Raw genomic sequence first — 26129 nt, 5'->3', positions numbered from 1 at the left:
GACCTATGCGTGAATAGCCAGCTCGGCGAGCCGGTCAGTGATCTGCGTCCGACCGGGCTTGGCGCGGATGGCTTGATGGCGAGCGAACCTCGGGCCGGCGACGACACGAGCTCCCCGTGGACGGTAGAGCCCGAGACGAAGTACCGCATGATCGTTCGACGGCCACACGACCAGCAGACAGTACACACGGGCACCAGTCCGCAGGAAGCCACGGACAGCCTGCTCCGCCATCGGCAGCGTCTTCTTGTCCGCGAACGGGAACCGCTCACCCCCACGTCGAGACACACCCCTGAACGTCCAGTAGAAGCCCGGCTTCCAGACTTTGGAGTCGATCAGCCACACGTCGCTGCCGGAGACCACGATGTGGTCGATGTTCGCGCTGATCCCCGGGATCGGTATGCGGCAGTCGTGGATCACGTCGGCCCCGCCGGGACGCATCGCCAGGCGATCCAGCACCTCGGCCGTTCGCAGCTCGCCTGTCCGTCCGATACGAGCGACGTCCTCGTTCGCAGCCCACCCCGCGGAGTGCTGCAGCGACCCACCAGGCACTCCGATCACCCGACCGTACGAGCGCGTCACGCGAGCACGCTCTTCACCAGGATGACAATCACCCCGAGGGCGAGCACGCCGGTGAGCGCCCAAACGATCCCGCGGACCTTCGGCTGGTCAATGAGCTTGTTGTTGTCGTCTTCGTCTTCGCGCAGCAGGAACTTCATACCGGGGATGTATGCGTGCGAGGGGACTTTCGCGGCGGGGAGTTGCCGAACGCCGCCGAGAGTATGTCCTGTGCGGGGCTGTGCGCGTCACTGAGGCACTGGGGGCAGTTTCGGTGTGATGGGGTCAGCTGTGGGCTGGTAGGGCTGCTGGGGCCGTTTCTGTGCTGGCGCGGGGTGGTCTCGGCGGTGGGGTGCTCTCGAGTGGGAAGCGCCGGGGCCGATCTCGGCTGTAACGACATCAGCTCCAGCCGTGGGCTGGAACGACAGTCGCTGTGCTCCTGTCACCGCTGTCACCGCGGTGTCACCGGTGGTGTGGTGACAGCGAAGCCCTACTGCGGTCTGGGCAGGAGGGGGTTGTCACCACTGTCACCACTTTTTGTAGACCTCATGTAAGAGAGAGATATATAGGGGGCTCTCCCCCCCCTCTCTTCCTCTCATCTGGAGGGGGTGTCCCCCAATCGTGGTGACAGTGGTGACAGACCCCTGCTGGCCAGTAAATATATGGGATGTAGCGTCACACGAGGGGTGGTGACAGGGTGGTGACAGCGGTGACGGCGGAAATGTGTTATGCTCTCCCCGTGCGAGCCGGGGAGAGCATAAAGGTTTTTCGGCCCCGGTGTGCGGCTTCTGCGGTTCGGTCCGTTTCTGTGGCGCGGGTGGCCTTCGATCGCGTCCCACACATGGTTTTCACGGGTTCCGAGGGTTGTCTGGTGGTTTTCCGGAATGTTATGCTCTCGACACAGCGAGAGAGAGCATACAGGTTCCCAAGGGAGCCGCTGGCGGCCGCTACCGGCACCATTCTTCGAACAATGCGCGCACGTCTGATGCGTACAGCTCAGAGTTGTGCAGTCCGTTCATCTCGATGGCAACGACTTCATCGGTGTCTGTTTTCAGTGCGATATCCACGACGTAGTCGCCACAGGTGGAATGTGCTTCCCGCCAAGCAGCCGTGTAGCTCTCCGCCCATTGCAGATACCGTGCCACCAGCTCCGGCGCCTCGAAGACGGGAGACGCACCCCGAGTGCGCTCAACCCTCGGATCGAATGGGCGTGCGAGCGCGTCGAGCGGGGTGAGGTGCTCGATGCAGCCCGCACCAGTCACGACCTTGTGACCCACAACGAAGAACCTGTACTCAGCGCTCAACGGCACCCATGGCTGCACCAGGAGTGCACCAGGGCGGTCGGGCGACCACATGCTGACCTTGCTGAAGAAGTCATGGCTGTCGAACGGCGACGTGGTGGTGAAGAAACTCATCTTCGGGTCGATGTCTTTGACACAGACTCGTCCAGGAGCCAGTGCGTTGATGGTGTCCTTCGTCGCAGGGAACCCCTGACCTTCCCCACACGTGGTGCGGATGACCGGGCGCCCGGCATGCGCGAGAAACACCGGCTCTGCCCAGTAGCTGTTCACGACTCGTTCGCCTTCCAGACGGGGATCGCTGAGATACGACTGCGAGAGGTGTCCGATGTTGGCGACCGGACCGACGAGCTTCATGCGAGCGAGACGACCGGCATCCGTGCAGACCTCGCCCGTTGCCGCGTTCACGGCCTGGCGCTCAGTGGTCGTGCGGACCCAAACATGCTCCCTGGGATGCACGTTCAGGAGGGTGTCCAGCCGCAGGATGGCTTCCAGCCAGTCTTCCCGATCGCCGGTCGGCTGAGAGCTCGGGTGCCAATGCTGCCAGAGCGCCTGGAGCTCTGGAAAGCCACTGACGTAGCCCATCGGGGTCGACCAGAAGAGGATGTCTTCAGTCATGCTGAGACCTCCGAAGCGTCAGACGCGCGAAGAGGTCGCGGTTCGCTCCCTGTGCCCGCTGTTGTGCTTCGGCTTCGGTATCAAAGAGCGCCCAGAAGCCCAGTTCGTTGTCTCCGATGGCGTGGACGGCCCAGACTGTTCGTCCGCCCTCGGGGGATACCTGCTGCAGAGGGTCAGTGACGGAGACGTCCTCGATGAGGCGATGCCCACCGCCGTAGACGATCACTGCGGGCACAGTGACCGAGGCGGGTGTCCTGGACGTGTCAGGGAAGCCAGCGAAAGCCTCGCCGGTCCACCCCCAGAGGAGACCTTCCTCGTCGAGCAGGATCACTCCTCTGCGTCGCTGTCTCCGCAGGGGCTGTGGACGCTGCCGGTGTCTTCTCATGCCACTCGTGTGCGCGGTTGGCTAGGATTACCGCGAGCTGATCGGGGGAGCGGATGATGTCGGATGACGAGCTGGCGCAGGCTGCCGCACAGGTGAGGCGACGGATGCGCGGCACTGCAGTTGACGTTTCGGTGAACATCGCCGAAGCGATGAGCGTGTTCGCACCACTCGGGTGGGCGATGTCTGCGGTGTGGCCATACCAAGGCACCGTCCGTGCCCTGAAAGCTGCGGAAGACGGCGCCACGACCGACCAGCTCGACCAGATACTCACCGACATCTGGAACGGGGAGCACGCACGCTGGATGGAGATCGGGGTCGAGCGCCTGCGGCGAGGAGGCAACGCTCACTGGCCGTTCAAGGCCGACCTCTGGCGTCGCGTTGATCTGGTCCAGAAGGCGATCGCACACCATCAGGCAGGTGCCTATGAGGCAAGCATTCCGATCCTGTTCGCGCAGATTGAAGGCCTTTCGTTCGACATCACTGAAAAGGCCTTCTTCACGAAGTGGCAGCCGATTCCAGCGGTCGACGACGAGACCCTGGCTGGCCTGGGCGGCAACATCGAGGTCGTCCGCAGGGTCTGCAACGCAGACGTCAAACAGCGGCAGTCCTTGGGACAGTTCTCCAGGCACGGCGTGATGCACGGGCGAGAGCTCACCTACGACACGAAGGTCAACTCGACGAAGGCGATCGTGCTGACCATCAGCGCCTTCGAGCACTGGCTGCCACAGGCGGACAAAGTCGCAGCAACACTTCGGGCCGAGCATGGGCGAGAGGTCGCCGGTCATCCGGGTGTCGACGAGACAGGCCGGTTGCTTGACGATCGCGGTGTGCCCGAGCTTCGCAACGTCAGGTACGACCTCGAAGGCCGGTACATGCTGTGGATCAACACTGGTGGGATTGAGCCGTTCGATCTGCGCCGAGATCTTGGCGAACTTGCAACGACACACGGTGCGGCACGGGGCAGATTCACAATCCATGGTGACAACGTCGCTTTCTGGTGGAGCTATCGACTGCCGAGCGGGCACATCCTCGGCTGGGCGGCCCGCAAGATCCGTCCAGGAGCGCATCCGCCGCACGAGTCCTGGTGGTGGGGTGCCGCGGCGGCCCCGGAGAACGCACCCTGGGAGGACCCGACCGGTTGGGCCCAGTACCCCGGGGACGCCGAGGGCGCTTGGCGTCCGGACGACCCACTCTTCTAGGCGTGTCGGCAAAGACACCTATACTCTGAATCGAACATGTGTTCGAATACTTGGAGGTGGTTGCCGTGGCACAGATTGCGAAGATCGAACCGCACGGTCGTGTGACCGTGCTCGCCGCACTGAGCCCGGTTCATGCTGGGTTCCCCTCGCCGGCGCAGGACTACTTCGACGGCTCCATCGACTTGAACGAGCATCTGATCGCAGACCCCGTAGCGACCTTCATCATTCGTGTCGCCGGCGACTCCATGATCGGCTGTGGCATCAGCGACGGCGACGAAGTGATCGTGGACCGCTCGCTGCGGCCCGTTGACGGCAGCATCGTCATCGCCGTCGTCGAAGGTGAACTCACCATCAAACGGCTGCGCCTGACCGGGCGCGGCCCGCAACTACACCCGGAGAACCCCGACTACCCGGTCATCCATATCGGCGAGGGGCAGGAGCTCTCCGTGTGGGGCGTGGTGACCAGATGCCTGCACCGAGTCTGACGCGGTTCGCGCTCGTCGACGTGAACTCCTGCTTCGCAGCCTGCGAACGAATCTTCGACCCGTCCTTGGAAGGCCGACCGGTCGTGGTGCTGTCGAACAACGACGGCTGTGTGGTCGCACGAAGCGCCGAGGCAAAGGCCTTGGGCATTCCTATGGGCGAGCCGTGGTTTCGACTGCAGGCCTGGGCCGACAAGCACGGGGTCGTGGCGCGCTCGTCGAACTATGAGCTCTACGGCGACATCTCCGGACGCATCATGGCGATGCTGCGACGATTCAGCGACCAAGTCGAGGTCTACTCGATAGACGAGGCCTTCGTTCGCCTGAGCGGCACCGTCGGTGAACTGGTGTCCACCGCCCGTGAGATACGCCGACGCATCCGCCACGACATCGGCGTGCCCGTCTCCGTCGGTATCGCCCCGACCAGAACGCTTGCGAAACTGGCCAGCCACGGTGCGAAGTCCAGCCGAACGCTCGCAGGGGTCGCCTGCACCGACTGGTACACGCCGGACCAGATGAACCGCATCCTCGACTCCACGCCGGTCAGCGAACTCTGGGGAGTCGGCCGCAGGGGAGTGAAGAGACTCTCCGGTATCGGCATCGAAACGGCGCTGCAACTCAGGGACTCTGATCCCCAGAACATGCGCAGCAGGTTCAACGTGAACATGGCGCACACCATTCTCGAGCTGCGCGGCACACCATGCATCGAGATCGGAGACCACGACGCCATCCGTCAGCAGGTCCTCTTCTCCCGCTCCTTCTCAACGCCCGTGAGCACGCCGACAGAGATGGGGCAGGTGCTGTCCATCTACGCGCAGAACGCCAGCCGAAGACTGCGAGCGCAAGGGTCAATCGCGGGCTCTGTCTACGCGTGGGCTCAGACAGCCTGGGCGACACCCCCGATGCACACCGCAGCCGCCGCCTGCGAGATCGTCCCTCGGACCGCAGACCCGGCGCTCATCACCAGAGCGGCGACAGGACTGGTGCTCCCCAGGATGCTCGAAGGGCGCCGCTACGTGCGAGCCGGGGTGAGCCTCAGCGACATCGCACAAGCCGATGACCAGGTGCCCTTGGACCTCTTCGACGCAGACACACCCGCATCACGGGTCTGCGGTCTCATGGACCGGGTGAACGATCGGCTCGGCAGGGGAGCGATCGGGCTCGGGCTCGCGGGCCTGCAGACACCACCAGACTGGCAGATGAAGCGGGAGATGCTCTCTCTACGGGCGACCACGCACTGGGACGAACTCGCGATCGCACGATGACGAGCTACCGGCCTTCCACCTCAGCAGCACGCGCCAGATCATCCGCGGACTGCGCAGACCCCGCGGTGTTCAGCAGACGGAACACCTCGGCCTCGGCAGCCAGGGACTTCACCTGAGCCTTAATTGCCGGCATCGGCCATTGGGAGCTCATAACCATACGCGTGTACCTCGAACGCGGCGCCGTCTGCGAAGGTGAAGTCCCCTGACGCTCGATACCGCGTTCCTCACGCCCCTAGGCGGTCACACTGTCGGCAAGCTGGCGACGTCCTGTGAACCACACACGTAGGCGTAGGGTTTGGTGGCAGGCAGAATGACGGCCGACAGATAGACGACGCGAGATTGGGGCGGACACGCAGAATGAGCATCTTCAGCAACATTGGTCAGGGAAATCCAGCTGACAGCACCGTCGACCCGAAGCAGCTCTTCCGTGCCCTTCCGAAACCCTCTGGGTCGCCGTTCCGTTTCCCTCACGACATCCAGACAGAGGTCTGGGACAAGTGGTTCCAGCGACGCAATGAGCCTGACCTCGTGGTGAAGATGAACACCGGGAGCGGAAAAACCGTCGTCGGACTGTTGATTCTCAAGTCCTCACTCAACGAGAAGAAAGAGCCAGCCGTCTATTTGGTGCCCAACAAGCAGCTGGTCGCACAGGTTTGCAGAACCGCCGATAACTTGGGAATCAAGTGGACCAAAGACCCGCGAGACCCAATCTTTCGCCAGCATCAAGCCATACTCATCACCACAGTGCACACCATGTACAACGGCAAATCGAAATTCGGACTCCACGGTACCCTTGCTCAGTCGATCCCGGTCAGCACGGTGATCATTGACGATGCACATGCCTGTATCCCGATCATTGAGGAGCAGTTCTCGCTTACTATTCCTGCGCAATCCCCGCAGTATCGTGAGCTCCTGGCCCTGTTCAACGAGGAGCTCAAGAAACAGTCAATGGCAGGGCACACTGCGATCATGGAAGGTAGAGGGACACGGTCGGTTCCAGTGCCGTATTGGGATTGGCAAGCTCAGCAGGACAGTGCATATCGTATCCTCAGCACCTTCGCGGGTGACGAGGGACAGAACGAGAATGCGCAGTTCGGCTGGCCGATGCTGCAGGAGCATCTTCAGCTCTGCGAGGCAGTGTTTTCGCCTCAGCAGGTCGAAGTGCGACTACCATACCCTGATTTGGCAGTTGTGCCCTCCTATATGAAAGCCAGTCGCCGCATATACATGACCGCAACTCTGGCGGACGACTCGATGCTCACGACACATATGGCTGTGGCGTCGGAGTGCGTCACCGACCCAATTGTTCCCTCATCGGCAGGCGACCTTGGCGATCGGATCATCTTGACGCCAATGGAGACGAGCCGCGTAATCACCAAAGAACAAGTACTCGCAAGCGTGCAAGTGTGGGCGCAAAACCGTAATGTTGTCGTAATCGTTCCATCACGACATCGAGCGCAGGACTGGGAGTCCCTCACAACGGAGATCCACGACGCCAGCACCATCGAGAGTGTGGTGCAGAAACTCACCCGAGGTCATCTGGGACTCGTCGTGCTGATCGCCCGCTATGACGGAGTCGATCTGCCTGGCGACGCTTGTCGGATTCTCATCCTCGACGGACTTCCGGAGCGCTACTCACCGTTCGAGCAAGTGGAAGCTGCCGCGCTCGGAGGCACCGAGACCATGAACGTACGCCAAGTGCAGCGCATCGAGCAGGGTATGGGGCGCGGCGTGCGCTCCACCGACGACTACTGCGTCGCGATGCTGCTTGATCCTCGGCTAGTCGAGAGACTCTATGATGCCAGCGCCAAGGAACAGCTCTCGCCAGCGACCCGCGCTCAGTACGAACTGTCAAATGCTCTCGCGGCGGAGGGTCGGGGTAAAACAATGTCCTTTTTTGACGAAGCCATTGAGGGATTCCTAGAGCGCGATCCGGAGTGGGTTAGCGCCAGCAAGCAGTCGATCGCCAATGTCACGTATGGGGAGGCCAGCGTCGTGCCTCCCGAGGTCAGGGCCGAGCGTGATGCCTTTACTTGCGCGATGTCTGGCCAGTATTTGGAGGCAGGTCGGGTCCTGCAGCAGATCTACGACAAGGTCCCAGACAATCGGCTCAAGGGCTGGCTCAAGCAGCGCGGCGCAAGCTACATCAACCTCGTTGACCCCGAACAGGCACGTAAACTGCAGTACAGCGCCCGCACCGACAACAACTACATCCTCAAGACTTCGGGGCAGTCCTCAGCTCGTCGCCAGCCGTCCAACGCGAACCAGGCAGCGGAGGCGGCCCAGTACATGAACAAGAACTACTCAACCCTCCAGAGCTTCGAAGTCGGCATCGAGTCGTTGCTCCGCGACCTCACCCCGAGCATCGAGTCAGGCACCTACAGGCGGTTCGAGGCAGCGTTCGAAACACTCGGGTGCATCCTCGGTTTCACGTCATCTCGGCCCGATAATGAGTCTGGTCGTGGGCCGGACAATCTTTGGACGATGAGCACTGGACAGCACTGGGTGGTCGAGGCAAAAAGTGAGGCGGCCGCTGAGACGATCAGCCGTGACTACCTCGGGCAGCTCTCGGGGTCTGCCGACTGGTTTGACGCTACATACGCAGGCACCTCATTCACACAAGTGCCGATCCTCATTCATCCATCACGCACACCCAACTGGGACGCAACTCCGCGGCAGGGGGCACGTATCATGTCCTTCGAACGTCTCAAAGAACTACGAGACGCAGTCAAGAATTTCGCCGTGGCACTTGCGGATAAAGAGCGCTTCCGCGACCAAACAGCAGTCGGGGCAAACCTCCGACAGTTCCACCTCAGCGCAGATGAACTGACACAGCAGTGGACCCAGGACTTCCTGCCTCAGGCATCTCAGCACTAGATCATTGAGGAGAGGTCGCCGTCATCGCTAGAAAAATGCGAGGAGGTAGCCGGAAATCACTGTACTGGCGCCACCCGTCGCCGATCACTCACTGTCCTTGATGGTGAGGGGCACGTGATACTGAGCTGCGGAGTCAGTCAGGTATTCACGGCACCGGGCATTGACTGCCTGGATTCCGGTGACGGTGATGGCCTTGACTCGTCGCGACAGGACATGCACCGCGGCGTCGATGAATGACTGGTTGAGTGAGGCGGTCATGCTGCCGTCAAGCTGGAGCTCTTCGGCGTGACTCAGGTCGATGGCGTTTGCCCATCTGGTACCGGCGGCGCGGGAGGCCCCGAGTCTCGGGAGCTCGGCGATGACGATTCGGGCCTGTACCGATTTCGACTGATCCTCTGTGCGCCGGTGCAACTCGTCTCCATCGGTGCGGTGTGTCATGCAGCCGCCTCACCACCGTGACGAGCGATCAGTTCGCGGACGTCCTCGACTTCGACGTAGCCGCGCCAGTGCTGGTCACGGTTGATGATCCAGCCGCCCTCTGGCGGTTCGACGCCCTCCGGTATGACCACCTCGAGGTGGGTGTATGGTCCGGCGGAGTCGGCCATTGGCAGACTGTGCACGAGGCTGTTCGCGTAGACGCCGAGCACTGCGCCGTCCGCGCAGGTGATAATCCCGGAGGCCTGGTCCGTGGTGCCGTGGTCGATGATTCGGTCAAGTGTGGCGGTTGCGCTCATGCGGCTTATGTGCGCGGAGTGGCGCAGACCGCTCACTCGGGGAGACGGACGGTGATGGTGTACCCACTGCCGTAGTACCCGTTGCCCGGGGTGCCGACAGCGGTGAGGATCGTGCGGTCGGGCACTGTCCCGCCTTCCGCGTACACGGTGATGTGGAGGTATTCGAGGTCGTCGCTGTCGCATTCCCTCTGTTGCGTGGGGAACTCCACACGAGTGATGGCGTTGTCGAACGCTTCTAGACGGGTGATCGAGTAGTTCCCGGCAGAGCACCCTCCGCACCCGATATTTCCGGAGACTTCTAAGCGGATCCCGGAGTCCAAGACGAGGGTCCGTCCCTCTTCAACCCGTGTGACACGACACCCGAGGAGTAGCTCACGGATGATCTCCGATCCCGCATCGGACACGCGCTGACCGTCGCGCACCAAGGGCACGAACTTCTTCTCCCAGGCTGCGACAGTCGTGCGGTTCAGTCGACCCGCAGGCAGCGCCCGCCATGCGATCCTGCGGAGCGTCGTACTCGTCGGCCCGTCACCCACAGGGTCGGGGACAATGACCACGGGCGTGCGGTCACGGCGACGGATCCATACGGAACCGGGCTCGATCATCATGATGTGACTCCTCCGGCTGTTGCACTCATGATGTCCATGTGCGCGGGAGTCTCGCTGTCGCGCTCGTCGTGGAAACAAGCTCCCATTCGTCGTCGACGAGCCATTGGAGCGTCCAGCAAGTCTGGCCGACGTCGACGAACCTCCACCTGTGCTCACCGAGTTCGAAGCTGGAGCTCTCAGTCAGCGGGCCGTTGACAGCGCGTTCCAGACGTGAGCGCAGTATGGCTGCCACGACTGTGAGTCGTGGTTCTTCTGTGGCACAGAGGAGGAACCGGTACGCAGCAGAGGCCGTCCGACTGCGGACTGCCGCACGGGTGCGCTGAATGATCGCCAGTCGCGTCGGGCGCAGGCTGAGGACAGCACCAACGTGGACGAGTACTGCGGCTGCGGACATAGTTACTGCGAACCACCAGCTCGAGGAACCCAGCAGCCCGGCGACCAGCACCACTTCAGGGCCGAGGACGATCGCAGCTCGCTCAAGCGCGGTCATCGGGTACGGTGGCCAGCCGCGGTGAAGTCTGCTCATGCCCATCGTCTATGCGTGCCCCAGACCCCGATACTCCACGACACGACCTGCCCTCAAAGCCGCCCGGATGCCTGCTCTCATTCCAGGTGTGATGCCGTGGTCGACGTAGACGACCGTCGCGTCGGCTCGCTCCGCAATCGCGAGACCCGCGGAGATTCCGAGGTCCCGTTGGAAGGGGTCATGGTCGTCGAGGACACCATCTTGCGTGTACAGCAGGTGGCTGGCAAACGGTGCCTCACCGCGCGACAGGCAGTCTGCAAGGCACTCCCTGGCGTAGGTGACATTCTCATAGACAGTACCGGCGTATGGAGATTCGACAACGACCACCCTCATCGGGCTTCCGCCTCGGCGTCTTGGATCACACGCAGGCGGCGTTTGCCTCCCACTTGTGTGCCGTCGCCACGGCGGAAGCGGTAGACGATTCCTCCACGGTGCACGATGACCTGAGTCGCGGTCAGACGCTGCACGAGTACACGCTCCCGGTAACGCAGGTGAGGCACATCCATCCAGAGTGGAGTCCCGATTTCGAGGCGGGTGAAGTCATGCGGTGAAGTCATGATGATGATGTGCGCGGTGCCGGGTTAGGCGGCGCTGATGTGGATGCTGTGGGGGCCGATGCGCAGGGTGTCGCCGGTGGTGATGATGGTGCGTGTGTGTGGGTGTAGGCGTGTGGTGTGGCCGTCGTGTGTGAGGTAGGTGCCGTTTCCTGAATCGAGGTCGGCTGCCCAGAGTCTGCCGTCCGTCGTTGGTGCGATTTCGACGTGGTTGCGGGAGATGATGTGCTGTGGGTCGTCGATTGTGATGGTGTGCTGCGAGGGGGAGGTCTGATCGGGGCGGCGTCCGATGATGGTGGGGCTGGTGATGGTGTGTTCGGTGTGATTCGAGATGATCAGCTTCCACCTGTTTTCGTGCGCCCTGGGTGCGCTGGTCTGCGAGAGGCGCGGCGGGGGCGAGGTGCGGCCAGGTGCGGCGGGGATTCGTGGGGGTGCGCTGACGATGTCTTGTGAACGCCGAGGCAGGGTGTAGGGGGTGGTGACGTGTGTGCTGGTGCCATAGGCGGCTTCGAGCGCTCTCAGATCGAAATGCCCGGTGCCGATGGGCGCATTGGATGTAACAGCTGTGACGAGGTTTTGCCCGGTCTTCTTGGGAGTGTGGCGTTTACGCATCTGCGGTCTCGGTGAGCTCGAGTGTGGCGGTGACGGTGTCGAACAGTTCGGTGAGCGGGTCTGCGAGGTCGAGGGCGGGCGAGGCGCAGCTGATCAGTGCGATCTGGTCGCCTGCGGGTACGAAGGTCTGCATGATGAGGCTGCGCACGATTGTGTGGTCGTGGTCGATGAGCATGTCTCGGATTCCGGTGAGGCGTGGTGCGAGGCCTGCTTTGGGCAGGACGGCGGTCGAGAGCGTCAGTGGGGTGTCGGGTGAGTCTTCGGTGTCTTTGATGCTTTGAATCTGGGTGATGATGGCAGTCTCGGCGTCTGTGCCGGGTGTTCTCGGTGGTCTTGGCAGTGATGAGACGGTGACTGAGCCTGGGATCAGTGCGCCGTCTGCGGGTATGGCGAAGCATGCGCAGTATCGGGCTCCGGCATCCCATGCCTGTCTCGCGGTGGTGCGCAGGTATCTGGTGAGGTCTGCGCGCAGCGGTCGTAGTTCGGGGTTCTCGTCGATGCGTTTTGCTACGAGTGCGGTGATCGACGCGTCTCTGGTGTTCGGGCGCACGTCGAGTTCGCTCCAGTCGGAAGGGATCGTGATGGCGAATTCGGTCATGAGTGTGCCTCTCTGCCGGGCGTGTGGCCTGCTGCCGTTCGGTGTGCCTGTTCAGTGTTCTCGGTGTTGGCCGTGGACGCTGGGGCCAGGGGGATCTGCACGGGGCGCAGTCCGGTGCCGGCGAGGTTGGCCCAGCCGCGCCCTGCCGGTGTGTCGGCGTTGATCTCTGCTCGGGTGATGCGTGTGCCGATGAGGTCGCCATCGGTCAGCTGCTGCGGGTCGAGCAGAATGCCCTGCTGGTTCTTTCTGATGTCCACTCTCCATGAGCTGAACCCGGTCGCGACGTCTGCGAGGGTGCCGGCGATGACGATCGCCGCCTGGTGGTCGATCAGGGTCGGGATGATCTGTTTGAGCCACGCCTCGGCAGGCATGTCGCGGGTGAGTTCCACGTCGTCGACGAGCAGCAGATGGTGCGCGTCGTCGATCAGCGGTGTGAGCGACTCCTCGGTGATCGTGGCAGGGTCGGTCAACACCGTGGCGCCAAGCGCTGCAGCGTGGTCGGTAAGCGCGTTGCTGCGTGGTGTGATCACCGTCAACTGCCATCCCCGTGCTGCAGCGGCCGCAGCGATGGTGCGCAGTGTGTTGGTGCGGCCCGATCGGGCAGGCCCGGCCACCAGCAGAGTCGGGGTGAGCTCCGGGGAGAACTGCTGCACGGTGACGTCTTGACCGCCGAGCCCGAGTGGCAGCCCGGCCAGGCCGTCTGCCTCGTCGATGAGCTGCTGCCAGGTCAGGCTTTCTGGCATGAGCCGCACGGCGTGGGGGCGCTGGTCGCTCGGGATGCTGCGGTCCCGGTCTGCGAGCCTGGTGGCGAGTGCGGAGACGGCGTCTGCCTGCGCCCTTGAGGATGCGTCGGCGCTGACGAGCGCGATCTGCAGTTCGGTGCCATCCCCTGCGGTGAAGGCCCGCCCCGGAGGAATGGACTCCGGCATTTTGCGTGGGGTGAGGCCGGCGAATCCGTAGTCGTTACGGTCGGTGAGGTTGAGCAGGATCTTACGGTCGGTGAGCGCCGCAGTCCGTCCGACCAGCAGCTGTCGGTCGCCGGCGATGACGAAGTGCACACCGACGGATGCCGCTTCGCGCAGCATCGTGTGCACGGCCTCGACGACCTGTCCGGCGTTGACGTCGGCGAACATCGCGGTGAATGCCTCCCACCCGTCGATGAGCATCATCAGTCGCGGCGGTGCCTCGCCGAGGTCGAGCTGTTCAAGCTCGGTGAGGTTGGCGACTCCGACACTGGTCAGCAGTCGTTGCCGCTGACGAATCGTCTCTTGCACGCGGGCCAGCAATCGCACCATGCCATCAGTCTCAAGGCGGGCAATGACCGAGCCCACATTGGGCAGAGCTCGCAGGGCAGCGAGCCCGCCAGCGCCACAGTCAATGGCGTGGAGGTGTACGCGATTCGAGGGGAATCGCGCACTCACCGACGCAGCGATGGTGCGCAGTGCGGTCGTTCTCCCCGAACGAGGGGCACCGACGATGAACAGGTGGGCGAAGTCGGCGAAGTCGATGGTCTCTGTGCTCTGCTGCTGCTGATCCGGCTGGTCTGAGAGTGCGAATCCTGCGGGTGAAGTCCCCGCAGCGCCCGTACCCGAGTGGCGTCCAGATGGAGGCTGGATTTGGTCGAGGGTGACGATCTGGGGCAGTGCTGGCAGCCATGGACGGCGGGGCGCGCGGCCCTCCAGCGCCTGCCACGCCTCACTGATTGCTCCCACAAGGTCGGCAAGATCGGTTGCAGACCCCGCGTCCCTACCGTCATCGGCGCGCCTTCGCACGGGCGACGGCGCGGCAAGATCGTCGAGGCCAATGGTGGTGATCAACGGCTCGGTCGGCCCGGAGTCGCCATGCACCGGTCGCCGACCTCCGACACGACCCGATTGAAAGGGCACCAACGAAGTCGATCCGAGTCTCGCGAAAGCTCGCCCAGGGGTAGCTTTGGAGATCTGCGCAGCGTCATCTGCATCGATGACGTCAGTGGATTCCGCAGAGTCTGTCACACGCAGGGCGATGCGCAAGTTCGTGTTGGCCCGAATCGCCGGTGAGATGACTCCGCTGGGCCGCTGGGTGGCGAGCAGCAGGTGAATGCCGAGAGAGCGTCCACGCTGGGCGATGTTCACGAGACCGTCGACGAAATCCGGGAGTTCACGCACCAGAGAGGCGAACTCGTCGATGACGATCAGCAGTCGCGGCAGCACCGGCAGCGACTGCTGACGCTCCCTCTGCTCCACATAGTCTTCGAGGTCTTTCGCACCAGCGCCGGAGAGCACCCGCTCCCGGAACGCCAACTCGGCACCGAGGGAGGCCAGGGCACGCTCCACCAGGTGGGAGTCCAGGTCGGTGACCATGCCGACCGTGTGAGGCAGACCCACGCAGTCCTTGAACGCAGCTCCCCCCTTGTAGTCGACGAGCACAAAGGTCATCCAGTCTGGTGTGTTTGCGACGGCGAGTGAGGCCACGATCGTCTGCAGCAGCTCGGACTTTCCCGAACCGGTCGTGCCTGCGATCAGGCCGTGGGGGCCGTCCGCTCGAATGTCGATGGCAAACGGGCCGTCCAAGGACTCTCCGATCACAGCCGATGTCGAAGCCGGATCCAGCGCCCACCTCGCGGCGACTGCCTGGCTGGTCGGAGTATCGAGATCGAGCACGTCCAGCAGCCTTGACGAGTCGGGCACGGCCGAATCCGTCACGCTCGGGCTGACATCCTCGACACCGGCCACAGCACGGCAGGTGAAATCGGTCCAAGCGCCATCCACGAGATCCTGTCGCACGTCGACCAGTGTCTCCTCCGCCTGCCGCTGCACTCGCACGCGAGCACGACGGCAGTCGACGACAGTCTGGCACTCTTCTGGCAGCAGCCTGGGATCCGTCTCTGTACACACGCAGAACACCCCGACAGCAGGGCCGTCGCGCAACACCCTGAGCAGGCCCGGCATCGTGCGCAGCCTGTGCGCGTCGGCGATGAACACCACCACCGTCGACCCGAAGCCGACTGGTGACGTGCGCTGAGTGCCTGCGGCCTCGTGCCGCTGATCGATCAGCGAGATCAGTTCGGCGATGCGTGCCGCGATGTCCGTGGCCCCGAAGCCCACCGTGCGCATCACGGGCTGGCCGAGAGCAGGGCGCAGCGAAGGCAGCCACCGGGTCGTTCCCCACCGTGTCACAGCCCCGCGGTCACCCGGTTCCGGAGCGGCCAAGAGATACAACTGCGTGTCGCGTGGAGAATGCAGTACTGCGACCTGCGCCAGCCACCAGGCGATCATGGCGTCCGCGCTCTCATCGCCAGAGACCCCGACAACCCCGACATCAGCCAACGAAACCGTCACCGGGGCATCCTGCACATCCCAATGCTTGGTACGCCTATGCTCAAGCTGTTCGGGGTCGTCCAGACTCACGACAGATGGTGCGGTCTGCGTACCGACCCGCAACTGCAGATAGTCAGTGTCTCTCGGACGCCGCTCCCACAGTCGTGGCGTCGGCCCAGCGGCGATCACTGACACGGCCGCGGGATCAGGAAACCTGTCGTGTCGCAACCGTCGATCCGCGGCGACAGCTGTCAAGGTGTCGGCCTCGATCTCGGTGCGATCATGCTCGTACTCGCCCAGACGTTTCTGGTACTGCGCCCGCCCTGACCGTTTCGAGGCAAACCAGTTGCCCACCAGCATCAGTGGCGAGAACAGACCGAACAGCAGCATCGTTGCCCGCTGATACACCAGAGCCATGGTGACTCCCATGACCAGTGGCAGCAGCGCTGTCAGCCACGGGATCGAGCGTTTCGACTCCTCCTGCGGCCGAGGCGGCAGACGAAACCTTCCCTCGACAGCAGGAGGCACGATTCTCGGCGGCCTGTTGAACGCAGCGACACCACGCTCGGGTACATAGTCCACAGCAGCGCGCTCAACACCCGCCGGCTGCACCTCGACGACCACATCGTCGTAGGAGAGCTGATCACCCCACGCAAGCACTGTGCGCTCGGAAAGCGGGGCTCCCCACAGCGTCGCCGCAGAAGAGGCACCCTGTGGTATCGCAGCCACGCTCCCATGGCCTTCGACGACCAAGACCACGTCACACCCGAAAACACCCTGTTGTCGAGTGCGTACATGCGCCCCAGCGTCGGCACCCAATACGAGAAAGCCTGCAGTCAAATAATGAACACGGCCAGCTCCAATGCCGGAGACCACACGCACCTGCACACCCGCATCAGGGATCGTGGGCCCGGGCTGAGGCCTGTCCGCGATGCCCAGGAGCGACACCCACGACCCCTCGTGCAACCCGGTCTCGCCCAAAACGGCATCGGGAGGGAAGACAACGCCGTCCACAGCGACTTGCACCTGATCGGGCGACGCCTCACTCGCCGTGACGTTGAGCAGAGTCGGCACAATGGCTGCGACCGAAGACTCTGCCTCGACATCCAGAAAGACCGTCGAACTCGCACCGGCGGCGACGTCCAGCACACTCACCAGCACACGCATCGGGCCCCCGAGTTTCTGCTTGAAAACGAACGACACCAGACTACTGGTGCTTCGGTGAACAATACGTAACGTTGCGAATACTCAGTTGTGCGGGAAGGCCACGCGGCGATAAGGTTCCCGTGTGCCCAGATCGGTGCACGGGAGAACACTGGAGGGGAATCCCCATGGCAAATGTCAAGGTCACCTATGACGAGCTCAGCACTGTCGCAAGCCAGCTCACCACAGGCAAGGGCCAGCTCGAAGACCAGCTCACACAGCTGAAGAACCTGGTTGACAACCTCATCGAAGAAGGGTTCGTCACTGACACCGCCTCAGGGGCGTTCGGTGCTTCATACACCGAATTCGACACCGGAACAAGAAATGTGCTGCACGGCCTCGACGGGCTTTCCCAGTTCCTCACCCGCGCTGCTGACCAGTTCCAGCAGACTGATTCTTCGCTGGCCTCATCACTCGGCAACTGAGCCGCGCAGTAGCAGCTCATACCGGTGTGCGGGCCGCAGCGCCTATGCACCGATGCCACGCCTGACCGGTCGAACACGCAGCTGGCAGGTCGTGGCCGCAGACTCATAGTTCTCTGGTCGAGGGGGAGACACATATGCCTGATCTTCAGGTAGACATCAGTGCGCTGACAGGCCTGGCCGGGCAGATGCGTGGCACGTCGAATCGACTGCACGGTTTCGGCGGCGGCATAGACCACGGCGCCCTCGGTGACGGGCAGGTCGGTGCAGCAGCTGGTGAGTTCGATTCCCACTGGGGTGAAGTCACCGAGAAGATCGACACGAACATCGACTCTCTGTCTGGCATGCTCTCCGACTCGGCCACGTCATACCAAGACACCGACCAGCAGATCGCAGCCTCACTGACCACGCAGACCAGCGGCGGGGGCATGTGATGGGCAGGTTCAGTGATTGGTCGCCGGCTGACCAGTCGGGGGACCCGACCCCGGGTGATGCGTTTGGTGTGCGGGGGTTGGCGTCGCGGTGGGATCGGGTAGCGTCAGTGGCCGCTGATGTGCAGGCCACGCTCGAGCAGGTACGCTCGGCTTCGGGTTCTGGCGTGTGGGTTGGTCAGGCCGGTGATGTGTTTCGTGACAAGCTCGGGGATTTCCCGGATCAGGTTTGGCGGGTGCGGGATTCGTTCTCACAGGCCCGTGACGCGTTGAACTGGTGGGCGTCAGTGATGGAGTCTCACCAGTCAACGGCCGACCAAGGTCTGGCTTCCGCTGTTGCGGCGCAGGCTGATCTCGCCTCGGCGCAGGCCTCGCTGGCCTCCGCGCAGTCTGCTCAGCAGTCTGCGCAGGCCGAGTACTCGCAGCAGAACAGGGTATTCCAGCAGTGGGGATCTGCACCCGCCGGTCAGGTGCCTGCTGGGTTGAGTGTGCCGTCGGGGTCTGTGGTGCGCTCACTGTACCGGCAGCAGCAAGACGCCGCAGGCCGTGTCGGGTCGGCGTCGACCCAGGTCGGTGACGCGCAATCCCGCCTGGACGCGGCCAGGCGTTTGGTGGCCTCGGCCAAGCAGTCGTACCAAGAAGACGCACACACCACGGCCGGGCGTCTGCAGGCCGCGACCGACAGTGCGATCCCCGCGGACTCTTGGTGGGAGAAACTCACCAACTCGGATGCGTGGAAAGTGCTGGTCACGGTCGCGACGGTCGTGGTCGTGGTCGCTGCGGTAGCGGGGCTGTTCCTGTCGGGGCCTGCGGGGTGGATCGCTGCCGGTATCGCGTTCGGTGCTGGGGCGTTGTTGACGGCTGACGATATCGCGGAGTACGCGAAGGGCAACATGTCGACCGGGCAGTTCCTGCTGGCGATGGGGCTGAACTTCATCCCGGGCGGGGCGATCGCCAAGGGCGGCAAGGCCCTGGCAAAGGGTGTCGGGGCGATCGCTCGTGGCGCGGGCAGGGTGGCTTCCGCGTCTGGTCGTGTCGGGCAGGTCGCGACCCACGCCGCAGACGCTGTTGTGTCCGGGTCGAAGAAGGCGTGGAGTGCCGCCCAGCGTGCGGGTGACCGGGTGTCTGCCGCGTCGCAGCGTGCGTGGGATGGTGCGAAACGGTCGGTTCGCAGCGACCCGATCTATCAGGGCGTGCTCGCCTCGGGCAAGCGCGCGATCGACAACGTCACGGATCTGGTGGCCCGCGCGAGTGGGCGGCCCTCGTTGGCACACGCCGGCGCCGACGCCGAGCGCTCAACATCACGGATCACCGGCGACCTCCACGACGGAGCACACACCAGACAGGCCACCACCCCAGACACCGGCACTGGCACGAGCACTGGTGCTGGCAGGCATTCGGCGTCCGGGGGTTCTGACGCAGGCTCGCCCGCAGGCCATGACGGCACCCATTCTTCGCCGCGCGGCGACACACTTCACGGCGACATGCCCCGCGGTGACACGCCACAGGCGGGCACACCAGACCCGGCACACGCTCCGGCGGCCCCGGACACACCGCACGCCGGGGATGCGCCTGCCGCACGCTCCGAGAAGCCCGAGAACACGTCGGCCCACAGTGACACCGACGGGCACGGCGACACCCCTGGCGACAGCGGCAGCACCAGCGGCGACGGCACGAGCGACGGTGGCCCTGGCGACAGCACGGGCAGACGCGGTGGAGACGGGCCTGGCGGTGATGAACCCGGTGGATCGGGTGGTGTTGGTGGTAGCGTGCCTGGTGATGGCGGGAGCAGCCGCCAGTCAGTGGAGTGGGGGCAGATGGGCATGTCAGCGGTCTCGAATGGGGCGTTCGGCGCGGTGGGCAACACCGGCGTCTATCTCGCCACGACTGATCAGCAGGACTGGTCCGTCCAAGGAGCCGCAGCCGCAGCCGCCGGCGGAGCCGTCGCAGGAGCAGCCGGAGCACAAGGCGGACACCTCGCCAAACCACTCCAAGACAAGTCTGAGTTTGTGAAGGACTTTGTGGAATACGGTGTTCCTGCTGCTGCGGAAGTCGCTGGTGGTCTGGTGCAGGCTGGTCTGGACGATTCCGACGACCCGTATACGGTGCAACAAGGCCTTCTGGATGCGCTTGGTGGTGCGGCCTTGGCCAAGTTCCCGGGTGCTGAAGATCTCGCGTCCGGTGTGCCTTCCTTTGGTGCGCACGTGGCTGCGGCCTATGCAGGCGAGCACGCGGGCCTCGGTGTCGACGCGATCAAGTACGTCATCGACCAGGTGGCCCAGAAGGATGTCAGCCCGGACCCTGAACCCGCTCCTGCACCACCCCCACCGTCTGAAGAAGGTGCTCCTGGAGACCCCCAGTGATGGCGGAGGAAGTGAAGCAACCCGACCAACGCCAACCCGTCTGGCCGAGGATCGTGTGGTGGGTCACGCTCATCTGCTTCCTGGTGTCCGTTGCCGTCGTGATCTACGTGCCCACACAGGTGCCACTGACAACCACCATTTCGGGCGGGATGCGCCACTTCCGCGGAGGCGCCCCACTGCTGGTCCTGCTGATATCCCCATTCGTGCTGTGGCAGCTGTGGCGGGGGGCGCAGAAGGATGTACATAGGGGTCGCCATTGGCCCTTACCTATCCTCCTGCTGGCCATGCTACTAGCCGTCCCATTCGTCCTCGTGCTGAGTGCGGGGCAGGTGTATTTGGGGGTTGAGTTCTTGCGTGCGGGTGGTGCGCTGGGATGAGCACGGTCTCGACAGCTGATCAGGGTCTGGCTGCTGCGGTGGCGGCGCAGGCTGATCAGGTGCCGTCGGGGGTTGAGTGTGCCGTCGGGGTCTGTGGTGCGCTCACTGTACCGGCAGCAGCAAGACGCCGCAGGCCGTGTCGGGTCGGCGTCGACCCAGGTCGGTGACGCGCAATCCCGCCTGGACGCGGCGAGGCGTTTGGTGGCCTCGGCCAAGCAGTCGTACCAAGAAGACGCACACACCACGGCCGGGCGTCTGCAGGCCGCGACCGACAGTGCGATCCCCGCGGACTCTTGGTGGGAGAAAGGGTCTGCTGCAGCTTTGGTTGACTGTTTTCCTTATGCTGCTTGTGCAGTGGGTTGATAGGTTATCTCGTATTCGAGTGGGGTGAGTTTTCCGAGTGCTCGTTGTCTGCGTCGTCTGTTGTAGGTGCCGTTGATCCAGCGGACCAGCGCGAGGCGGAGCTCTTGTCTGGTGGCCCATTTCTTGCGGTCGAGAACGTTGGTCTGCACGAGGTTGAAGAACGATTCCATGGCGGCGTTGTCCGCGCAGGTCCCGACCGCACCCATCGACTGCGCCAGCCCGTTGGAGTCGAGAACGCGACGAAATTTCCGTGCCCGAAATTGACTGCCTCTATCGCTATGGACGATCAGACCGGGCGCGGGGGATCGCCGATTGATCGCGTCGGTGAGTGCTGCGACAGCGAGGCTGGCTTTCATTCTAGAGTCGATGGAGTAGCCCACGATCCGGTTGGAGAACACGTCTTTGAGCGTGCAGAGGTAGAGCTTGCCTTCGCGCGTCCAGTGCTCGGTGATGTCGGTCAACCACAACTGGTTCGGGCCGTCAGCGGTGAAGTCTCGCCGGACTTGGGCCTCGGCCGTCGGCGGACCCCACGAGCCTGTGCGCCTGCCGGTACCGACGATGACCGACCGGATCCCGTTCTCAGAGCACACCCGCCAGATCCGCCGCTCTGATGCGCTGGTCGCACCGGTGGCCTCCAGCTCCCAGGCGATCTGCCGATACCCGTACTCCGGGTCCTCCTGGTGCATATCGAAAGCTTGATTGGCCAGATGGGCATCGTCCCAATCACGCTGCGACACTCCTACAGCCAGCCATTTGAAGTAGCCCTGCTTCGTGATCTTCAATACCCGGCACGTCACCGTGACCGGCACCCGCAAGCGGGTACCGGTCACGGCCAGCTCCTGGACGAGCGGGTAGATCATTTTGGGAACTTGAGATTCGCCTGCGACAGATACGCCGCCGCGCGACGCAGCACCTCGTTCTCCATCTCCAGCTCACGAATGCGTTTCAACGCCTGCGCGGACGCTCTCATCGTCTCCGCGTCCCCACTCGTCGGCAGCCCGTGCGTCGCGTACTGAGCCTTCGCGACCCAGGATTGCAGGGCAGACTTCGAGACCCCCAGGTCAGCACACACCTGCTTCTGCGACATCCCCGACTCCACCAGCCCGGCAGCGTCCTTCTTGAACTCGTCCGTGTACTTCTTCGGCATGATCAACATCCTTCCGTATGCCCCGAAAGACACACAACCTTGGAGTCAACCAAACCCACAGCACACCCGTTTCCGTACCGTGCGTTGGTTCCATTTGCGGTCATGAATGGTACTGATGATGTGTTTTGTTTTGATGGTGCTGATTTGTCGGGCGATCCGGCGGTGTTGGTGATTCATACGTTTTGTGATCCGGGGTGGGAGTATCGGGGGCATTGGCCGAATTATGCGGCGTGGTTGGAGCGTGCGGAGCAGTTGCATGCGTTGTTCGTCGCGGATGATGACCGGTATCTGGAGTGGGATGTCCCGTTGTACGACGAGGCGTGGAAGGCGCCGCCGCGCCGCCGCAGGTGGTGGAGGCGGTCATGAGCGGGGTGAACCGGCTGCGCCTGTCTCAGCTGCTGACGCAGGCGCTGAGGCATGTGCCCGGCGAGTTCGGGCTCGTGCTCGACGACTAGGTGTGGGCGAAGCTGTCTGACGTGGTCGCTGCTATCGGCCGAGTAGGTTTCACCGGTGTGGAAGATTCCACGGTGCGCGAACTGGTCGCCCATCAGACGAAGACTCGTCTGGAGATCAGCGGGGATCGGATCCGTGGCGCGTACGGGCATTCGTTGTCGACGGTCGTCGATCACGTTGTCGTCTCGACACCACCTCCGGTGCTGTTCCACGCGACGTCGCCTGAGGCGTGGGGGCACATTCTTCGGGAAGGCCTGAAGCCGATGGGACGCCAGTTCGTGCATTTGGCCACCAGCGCAGAACAGGCCATGATCGTGGGACGACGCCACGCCCAGCGACCGGTCCTCTTGCGCATCGACACTGCACGTGCGGCAGGCCACGGCGTGCAGTTCAGGAACGGGTCCGATAGCGTCATTCTCACCGATTACGTACCCGCAGATTGCATCGCCGCCGACTCCTGACCACGGCCCGGAAATCATGGTCTGCCGAATATTGAGCGTGTGGATGCTCACGTGGCAGAGCAGATGGAAGACTTGACCCAGTGGCAGGCGCAGCATTCGTTTTTGGATGTGCGTTTCGGCGTGGTGAAGGGATAGCAGAGAATTGCCTGTAGATGCTCAGTACGTGTTGCCAGGGTTCGTGCCGTCAGGGGTGGCGGTGTCGAAGAAGGCCAGGCGTCGATTTCGCAAGGTGCTGCCGCCCGGTGTGTTGCAGTGGTGGGAAGGCTATGGGCAAGGTGTCGCCTTTGACGGGTTTCTGCGACTGATCGACCCGTTGGACGGGTGGGGCGAGCTGGTCGCCCAGACCGCGCAGACCCTGGGAGATGTGATCCCTGTCGCAACCACTGGCATGGGCGACGTCCTCGCCTGGCAACTCGAGGCCGATGGGCGCGGGCATCTGTTGGTCATTGACTACAGGCATGGTGAGATCCGCACCCTGACCGCTAAGGATGTTGACTACTTTACAAAGGGACTTCGTGACGAGCCTTCTTGGGCAGTTTCGGAAGAGCAGTTGGGGTGGTCGCCGTTTCCTGAGGCGGCGGAGCGGTTGGGTGTTCCGGGGGTTGACGAGTGCTTCGGGTATGTGCCGATTCTCGCGGCCGGCGGGCCTGAAGACGTCTCGCATCTGGAGCGCCTCGATATGCGCACGCATCTGCTGATCATCGCCCAGTTCGCGGGGCCTGCGAAATGGTGAGAAGCCCTGCTGCTGTGGTGACACGTGTGCTCGGTGAGGGGTTCGCCGGTGACGGCCGGCTGGCTGCCGGGCACGGCACTCGCATGGTCGCGGGCCGGTTCGCTGTGCCTGCCGGGCAGGGGCTGTGTGTCTGTGACGTGCTTGCAGATGTGCATGCGCCCGAGGTCGAGGCAGATCTCGCTGCGGGCGACTATGTCGTGCACGTGGTCGGCGGCAGCGTGCCAGCCGTGGCCGTGGCCGTGCATGAGAACGCCACCATCGACGAGTTGGTCTGGGAAGACGCGTTGACCAGTGAGAAGGTGCCGGTTGGTGTATCAGTGGATGCTGGCGTGATCGGGTTCGGCACTGTAGCCGCGGTTCGTGCGCTGCAGGCCGATACCGACCTGGTGGAGGCCGTGATCGATTCTTCGACCACGGATGACTTCGGCACGCTCGTGACGACCACGCCGCACGGCCATGTCGTCAGCCTCACCGCTGGATATGGTGACGGCGTGTACCCGCTGTTCGTCGGCCGAGACTCCACAGGTACAGCCACAGCCGTGGCCGTCGACTTCGGCACCGCACGCACCATCGGCAACATCCTCTACCGCTGAGCACCAGAACCCGCCACCACCGGCGACCCCACAGCAGAACGCACCACACAGCGTGCGCTCAGACGCGCTTGGGCGGCCGACCGCGCCGCGGGCGCTCCTGATCGATCGGGAACGCCGTGGGCGTGCGTGCCGCCTGCTGAATGACCTGACGCAGCCAGTTCGTCTCAGCATTGAGCATGCTGTGATACCCCAACCAGACCATGCTGGTGATCGGCTCTGGCAGGCCATCAAGCGGTGCGGTCGAACGCTGCAGGCAGGCCGCGAGATGACGTTCTGCGACGGCCCGGCCGTCGACCGAGGGCAGCGAGAGGGCGAGCGACACTTTGCGAATGGTGTCGATCGCCGAGGCCCCGTCATCCACCGATTCGAGCCATCGGGCGAAGGCCTCACGACCGGCATCGGTGGGCTCGTAGAGCACCCGGCCGTTCTGAGGCGCACCGAACTGCTGCACGAGGTGGTCTCGGCCGAGACGGTCGAGAGTCGAGTAGATCTGCCCGGCGTTGACATCCATCAGGCCCGCCGTGCGCCGCAGCAGCTCACTGCGCAGCTGCGTGCCGTAACAGGGCGACTCAGCAAGGATGCCGAGGATGCCGAAGCGTACGACCATGTCTCCTCCTCATCCAGCAGTCAATGATACCGGGTGAGTGCGGCGTTCCTGCTGTGACACAGGCTGTCAGTACACAGACCGGCGACGGCGCACGGCCGCCCGGTGCTCACTCCATGTGGGCGATCAGACGCTGCGCACGCCGACGACGGCATTGTGCCCGCCGAATCCGAACGAGTTCGAGATCGCGAACAGCTGGCCTTCGTCGGGGAGCTGATGAGGTGCGCCCGTCGGTGCGAAGAACGGCGTCTCGGGATCCTGCTCGTCGAGGTTGATGAGCGGGGGAGTGACCCGATCCTGCACCGCCTTGATGGTGAACACCGTCTCGAGTGCTCCGGTGCCGCCGAGCAGGTGCCCGGTGTTGCCCTTCGTCGCGGCAACGGGAATGCTGTCGAGCGCATCGCCCAGCACGGCGTGCAGAGCCTTGTACTCGGCAGGATCGCCGACCGGTGTCGAGGTCGCGTGCAGGTTGATGTGGCTGACGCCCTCGGGAGTCTCGCCCGAGTGCTCGAGAGTCGCCCGAACGGCGCGAGCCGCGCCCAGCCCCTCGGGGTCGGGCGAAGTGATGTGGTACGAATCGGCGGTGACGGCACCACCGGTGATCTCGGCGTAGATATGCGCACCTCGAGCCAGGGCATGCTCTTCGCTCTCGAGAACGAGCACCGCGGCACCCTCGCCCATGACGAAGCCGTTGCGGTTCACGTCGAGCGGCCGCGAGGCATGCTGCGGGTCGTCGTTGCTCTTGCTCAGCGCGCGCATCGATGCGAACGCGGCGAGCGGCAGGGGATGGATCGTCGACTCGGTGCCACCGGCGATGACCACGTCTGCGTAGCCCTGCTGCAGGTGGTCATAGGCGTTGACGATCGACTCGACCGACGATGCGCACGCCGAGAGCACGGTGCGGGCGAAGGCCTGAGCCTGGAACTCCAGCGAGATGGCCGCGGCTGAGGCGTTGGCCATCAGCATCGGCACGGTCAGCGGCATCACGCGGCGAGGGCCGCGCTCCCGCAGCGCGTCATAGGAATCGAACAGCGTCCACACGCCGCCGATGCCGGTGGCGAAGTCGACGCCCAAGCGGGTCGGATCGACCTCGGGTGCGCCGGCGTCCTGCCAGGCCTCCCGCGCTGCGACGATCGCGAGCTGCGTCGACGGATCGTTGCGCTTGACCTCGACAGGGGTGAGCACCTCTGAAGGGCGCACCTTGGCCTGACCGGCGAAGCGCACCGGCAGGTCGAACTTCTCGACCCAGGGCTGGTCGATGGTCGAGACTCCGGATTCACCGTTGAGCAGCGCCTGCCAGGTCGAGGCGACGTCTCCGCCGAGCGGATTGGTCGTGCCCATGCCTGTGACGACGATCTTCTTGTTCATG

26 protein-coding genes are annotated in these 26129 nt (G+C 63.8%); 11 read left to right on the top strand and 15 right to left on the bottom strand.

Going from position 1 to position 26129, the window contains the following annotated elements:
* Positions 1–3 precede the first annotated feature (3 nt).
* The 4 genes from LRX77_RS00680 to LRX77_RS00665 all read right to left on the bottom strand — a co-directional run bounded on the left by LRX77_RS00680 (position 4) and on the right by LRX77_RS00665 (position 2802).
* Complete coding sequence (locus LRX77_RS00680; RefSeq protein ID WP_225733204.1) at positions 4–579, bottom strand: nuclease-related domain-containing protein; 576 nt, start codon at positions 577–579, stop codon at positions 4–6.
* Positions 576–716, bottom strand: a complete 141-nt coding sequence (locus LRX77_RS00675; RefSeq protein WP_192496668.1) for a hypothetical protein — start codon at positions 714–716, stop codon at positions 576–578. The genes LRX77_RS00680 and LRX77_RS00675 overlap by 4 nt, the downstream gene beginning before the upstream one ends.
* A 786-nt stretch (positions 717–1502) precedes the next feature.
* Positions 1503–2471 (bottom strand): ATP-grasp domain-containing protein, encoded by a 969-nt coding sequence (locus tag LRX77_RS00670; protein ID WP_158031274.1) that lies wholly within the window; start codon positions 2469–2471, stop codon positions 1503–1505.
* Positions 2464–2802 (bottom strand): hypothetical protein, encoded by a 339-nt coding sequence (locus tag LRX77_RS00665; RefSeq protein ID WP_231830911.1) that lies wholly within the window; start codon positions 2800–2802, stop codon positions 2464–2466. Before LRX77_RS00665 ends, LRX77_RS00670 begins: the two co-directional genes overlap by 8 nt.
* Before the next feature lie 107 nt (positions 2803–2909).
* Between LRX77_RS00665 and LRX77_RS00660 the strand changes: the two genes are divergently transcribed.
* From LRX77_RS00660 to LRX77_RS00645, 4 genes are all read left to right on the top strand, one after another.
* Positions 2910–4055 (top strand): hypothetical protein, encoded by a 1146-nt coding sequence (locus tag LRX77_RS00660; RefSeq protein ID WP_231830910.1) that lies wholly within the window; start codon positions 2910–2912, stop codon positions 4053–4055.
* Positions 4056–4129: 74 nt separating this feature from the next.
* Positions 4130–4540, top strand: coding sequence for a LexA family protein (locus LRX77_RS00655; protein ID WP_225733256.1), 411 nt, complete (start codon positions 4130–4132; stop codon positions 4538–4540).
* Positions 4522–5802 carry a Y-family DNA polymerase gene (locus tag LRX77_RS00650; protein ID WP_158031277.1) on the top strand — a complete coding sequence of 427 codons (1281 nt, stop codon included), beginning with the start codon at positions 4522–4524 and terminating at the stop codon, positions 5800–5802. Before LRX77_RS00655 ends, LRX77_RS00650 begins: the two co-directional genes overlap by 19 nt.
* Positions 5803–6159: 357 nt before the next feature.
* Positions 6160–8679: a DEAD/DEAH box helicase gene (locus LRX77_RS00645; RefSeq protein ID WP_158031278.1), complete on the top strand. Its 2520-nt coding sequence runs from the start codon at positions 6160–6162 to the stop codon at positions 8677–8679.
* 84 nt (positions 8680–8763) lie between these two features.
* Here the strand turns inward: LRX77_RS00645 and LRX77_RS00640 are convergent, their stop codons facing one another.
* The 8 genes from LRX77_RS00640 to LRX77_RS00605 form a co-directional block, all read right to left on the bottom strand.
* Positions 8764–9117 carry a hypothetical protein gene (locus LRX77_RS00640; protein WP_158031279.1) on the bottom strand — a complete coding sequence of 118 codons (354 nt, stop codon included), beginning with the start codon at positions 9115–9117 and terminating at the stop codon, positions 8764–8766.
* The gene (locus tag LRX77_RS00635; protein WP_158031280.1) at positions 9114–9413 is read right to left on the bottom strand and encodes a hypothetical protein; all 300 of its coding nucleotides are present in this window, start codon (positions 9411–9413) and stop codon (positions 9114–9116) included. The genes LRX77_RS00640 and LRX77_RS00635 overlap by 4 nt, the downstream gene beginning before the upstream one ends.
* Before the next feature lie 32 nt (positions 9414–9445).
* On the bottom strand, positions 9446–10021 hold the full coding sequence (locus LRX77_RS00630; protein ID WP_158031281.1) for a DUF7448 domain-containing protein: 576 nt from the start codon (positions 10019–10021) through the stop codon (positions 9446–9448).
* Between the two features lie 535 nt (positions 10022–10556).
* Positions 10557–10880, bottom strand: a complete 324-nt coding sequence (locus LRX77_RS00625) for a DUF7768 domain-containing protein (RefSeq protein WP_158031282.1) — start codon at positions 10878–10880, stop codon at positions 10557–10559.
* Positions 10877–11014 carry a hypothetical protein gene (locus LRX77_RS00620; RefSeq protein ID WP_231830909.1) on the bottom strand — a complete coding sequence of 46 codons (138 nt, stop codon included), beginning with the start codon at positions 11012–11014 and terminating at the stop codon, positions 10877–10879. The genes LRX77_RS00625 and LRX77_RS00620 overlap by 4 nt, the downstream gene beginning before the upstream one ends.
* A 114-nt stretch (positions 11015–11128) precedes the next feature.
* Positions 11129–11713, bottom strand: coding sequence for an FHA domain-containing protein (locus LRX77_RS00615; RefSeq protein ID WP_158031284.1), 585 nt, complete (start codon positions 11711–11713; stop codon positions 11129–11131).
* Entirely contained in the window at positions 11706–12311 is a 606-nt protein-coding gene (locus tag LRX77_RS00610; protein ID WP_158031285.1) for a hypothetical protein, read from the bottom strand. Before LRX77_RS00610 ends, LRX77_RS00615 begins: the two co-directional genes overlap by 8 nt.
* Entirely contained in the window at positions 12308–16813 is a 4506-nt protein-coding gene (locus tag LRX77_RS00605; protein WP_231830908.1) for an FtsK/SpoIIIE domain-containing protein, read from the bottom strand. The genes LRX77_RS00610 and LRX77_RS00605 overlap by 4 nt, the downstream gene beginning before the upstream one ends.
* A 128-nt stretch (positions 16814–16941) precedes the next feature.
* Between LRX77_RS00605 and LRX77_RS00600 the strand changes: the two genes are divergently transcribed.
* From LRX77_RS00600 to LRX77_RS00590, 3 genes are all read left to right on the top strand, one after another.
* Positions 16942–17238, top strand: coding sequence for a WXG100 family type VII secretion target (locus tag LRX77_RS00600; protein ID WP_158031287.1), 297 nt, complete (start codon positions 16942–16944; stop codon positions 17236–17238).
* A gap of 134 nt (positions 17239–17372) precedes the next feature.
* Positions 17373–17669: a WXG100 family type VII secretion target gene (locus LRX77_RS00595; RefSeq protein ID WP_158031288.1), complete on the top strand. Its 297-nt coding sequence runs from the start codon at positions 17373–17375 to the stop codon at positions 17667–17669.
* 287 nt (positions 17670–17956) lie between these two features.
* Positions 17957–20029, top strand: a complete 2073-nt coding sequence (locus LRX77_RS00590) for a hypothetical protein (protein WP_231830907.1) — start codon at positions 17957–17959, stop codon at positions 20027–20029.
* 715 nt (positions 20030–20744) lie between these two features.
* Here the strand turns inward: LRX77_RS00590 and LRX77_RS00585 are convergent.
* Positions 20745–21916, bottom strand: a protein-coding gene (locus LRX77_RS00585; RefSeq protein WP_231830906.1) for an IS3 family transposase whose coding sequence is annotated in 2 segments (ribosomal slippage) — positions 20745–21637 and positions 21637–21916 — 1173 coding nt in all. Because the reading frame shifts where the segments join, the coding sequence is not laid out codon by codon here.
* Between the two features lie 39 nt (positions 21917–21955).
* Between LRX77_RS00585 and LRX77_RS00580 the strand changes: the two genes are divergently transcribed.
* From LRX77_RS00580 to LRX77_RS00565, 4 genes are all read left to right on the top strand, one after another.
* The gene (locus tag LRX77_RS00580; protein WP_231830905.1) at positions 21956–22282 is read left to right on the top strand and encodes a hypothetical protein; all 327 of its coding nucleotides are present in this window, start codon (positions 21956–21958) and stop codon (positions 22280–22282) included.
* Positions 22283–22371: 89 nt separating this feature from the next.
* Positions 22372–22830 carry an RNA 2'-phosphotransferase gene (locus tag LRX77_RS00575; RefSeq protein WP_331716119.1) on the top strand — a complete coding sequence of 153 codons (459 nt, stop codon included), beginning with the start codon at positions 22372–22374 and terminating at the stop codon, positions 22828–22830.
* A gap of 196 nt (positions 22831–23026) precedes the next feature.
* Positions 23027–23563, top strand: a complete 537-nt coding sequence (locus LRX77_RS10450; protein ID WP_231830903.1) for a T6SS immunity protein Tdi1 domain-containing protein — start codon at positions 23027–23029, stop codon at positions 23561–23563.
* A complete protein-coding gene (locus LRX77_RS00565; RefSeq protein ID WP_231830902.1) occupies positions 23557–24156 on the top strand; it encodes a DUF4241 domain-containing protein in 600 nt (199 codons plus the stop codon). The genes LRX77_RS10450 and LRX77_RS00565 overlap by 7 nt, the downstream gene beginning before the upstream one ends.
* A 58-nt stretch (positions 24157–24214) precedes the next feature.
* Here LRX77_RS00565 and LRX77_RS00560 read toward each other — a convergent pair whose 3' ends face one another.
* Together LRX77_RS00560 and LRX77_RS00555 are read right to left on the bottom strand one after the other, a co-directional pair.
* Positions 24215–24763, bottom strand: a complete 549-nt coding sequence (locus LRX77_RS00560; RefSeq protein ID WP_231830901.1) for a PadR family transcriptional regulator — start codon at positions 24761–24763, stop codon at positions 24215–24217.
* Between the two features lie 123 nt (positions 24764–24886).
* Entirely contained in the window at positions 24887–26128 is a 1242-nt protein-coding gene (locus tag LRX77_RS00555) for a beta-ketoacyl-[acyl-carrier-protein] synthase family protein (RefSeq protein WP_231830900.1), read from the bottom strand.
* Between the last annotated feature and the right edge of the window lies 1 nt (position 26129).

This window comes from Pseudoclavibacter sp. 13-3, assembly GCF_021168475.1.
Taxonomy (GTDB): domain Bacteria; phylum Actinomycetota; class Actinomycetes; order Actinomycetales; family Microbacteriaceae; genus Pseudoclavibacter_A.
The sequence above is the reverse complement of the archived record's forward strand: the minus strand, read 5'-3'. Positions and strand labels throughout refer to the sequence as shown.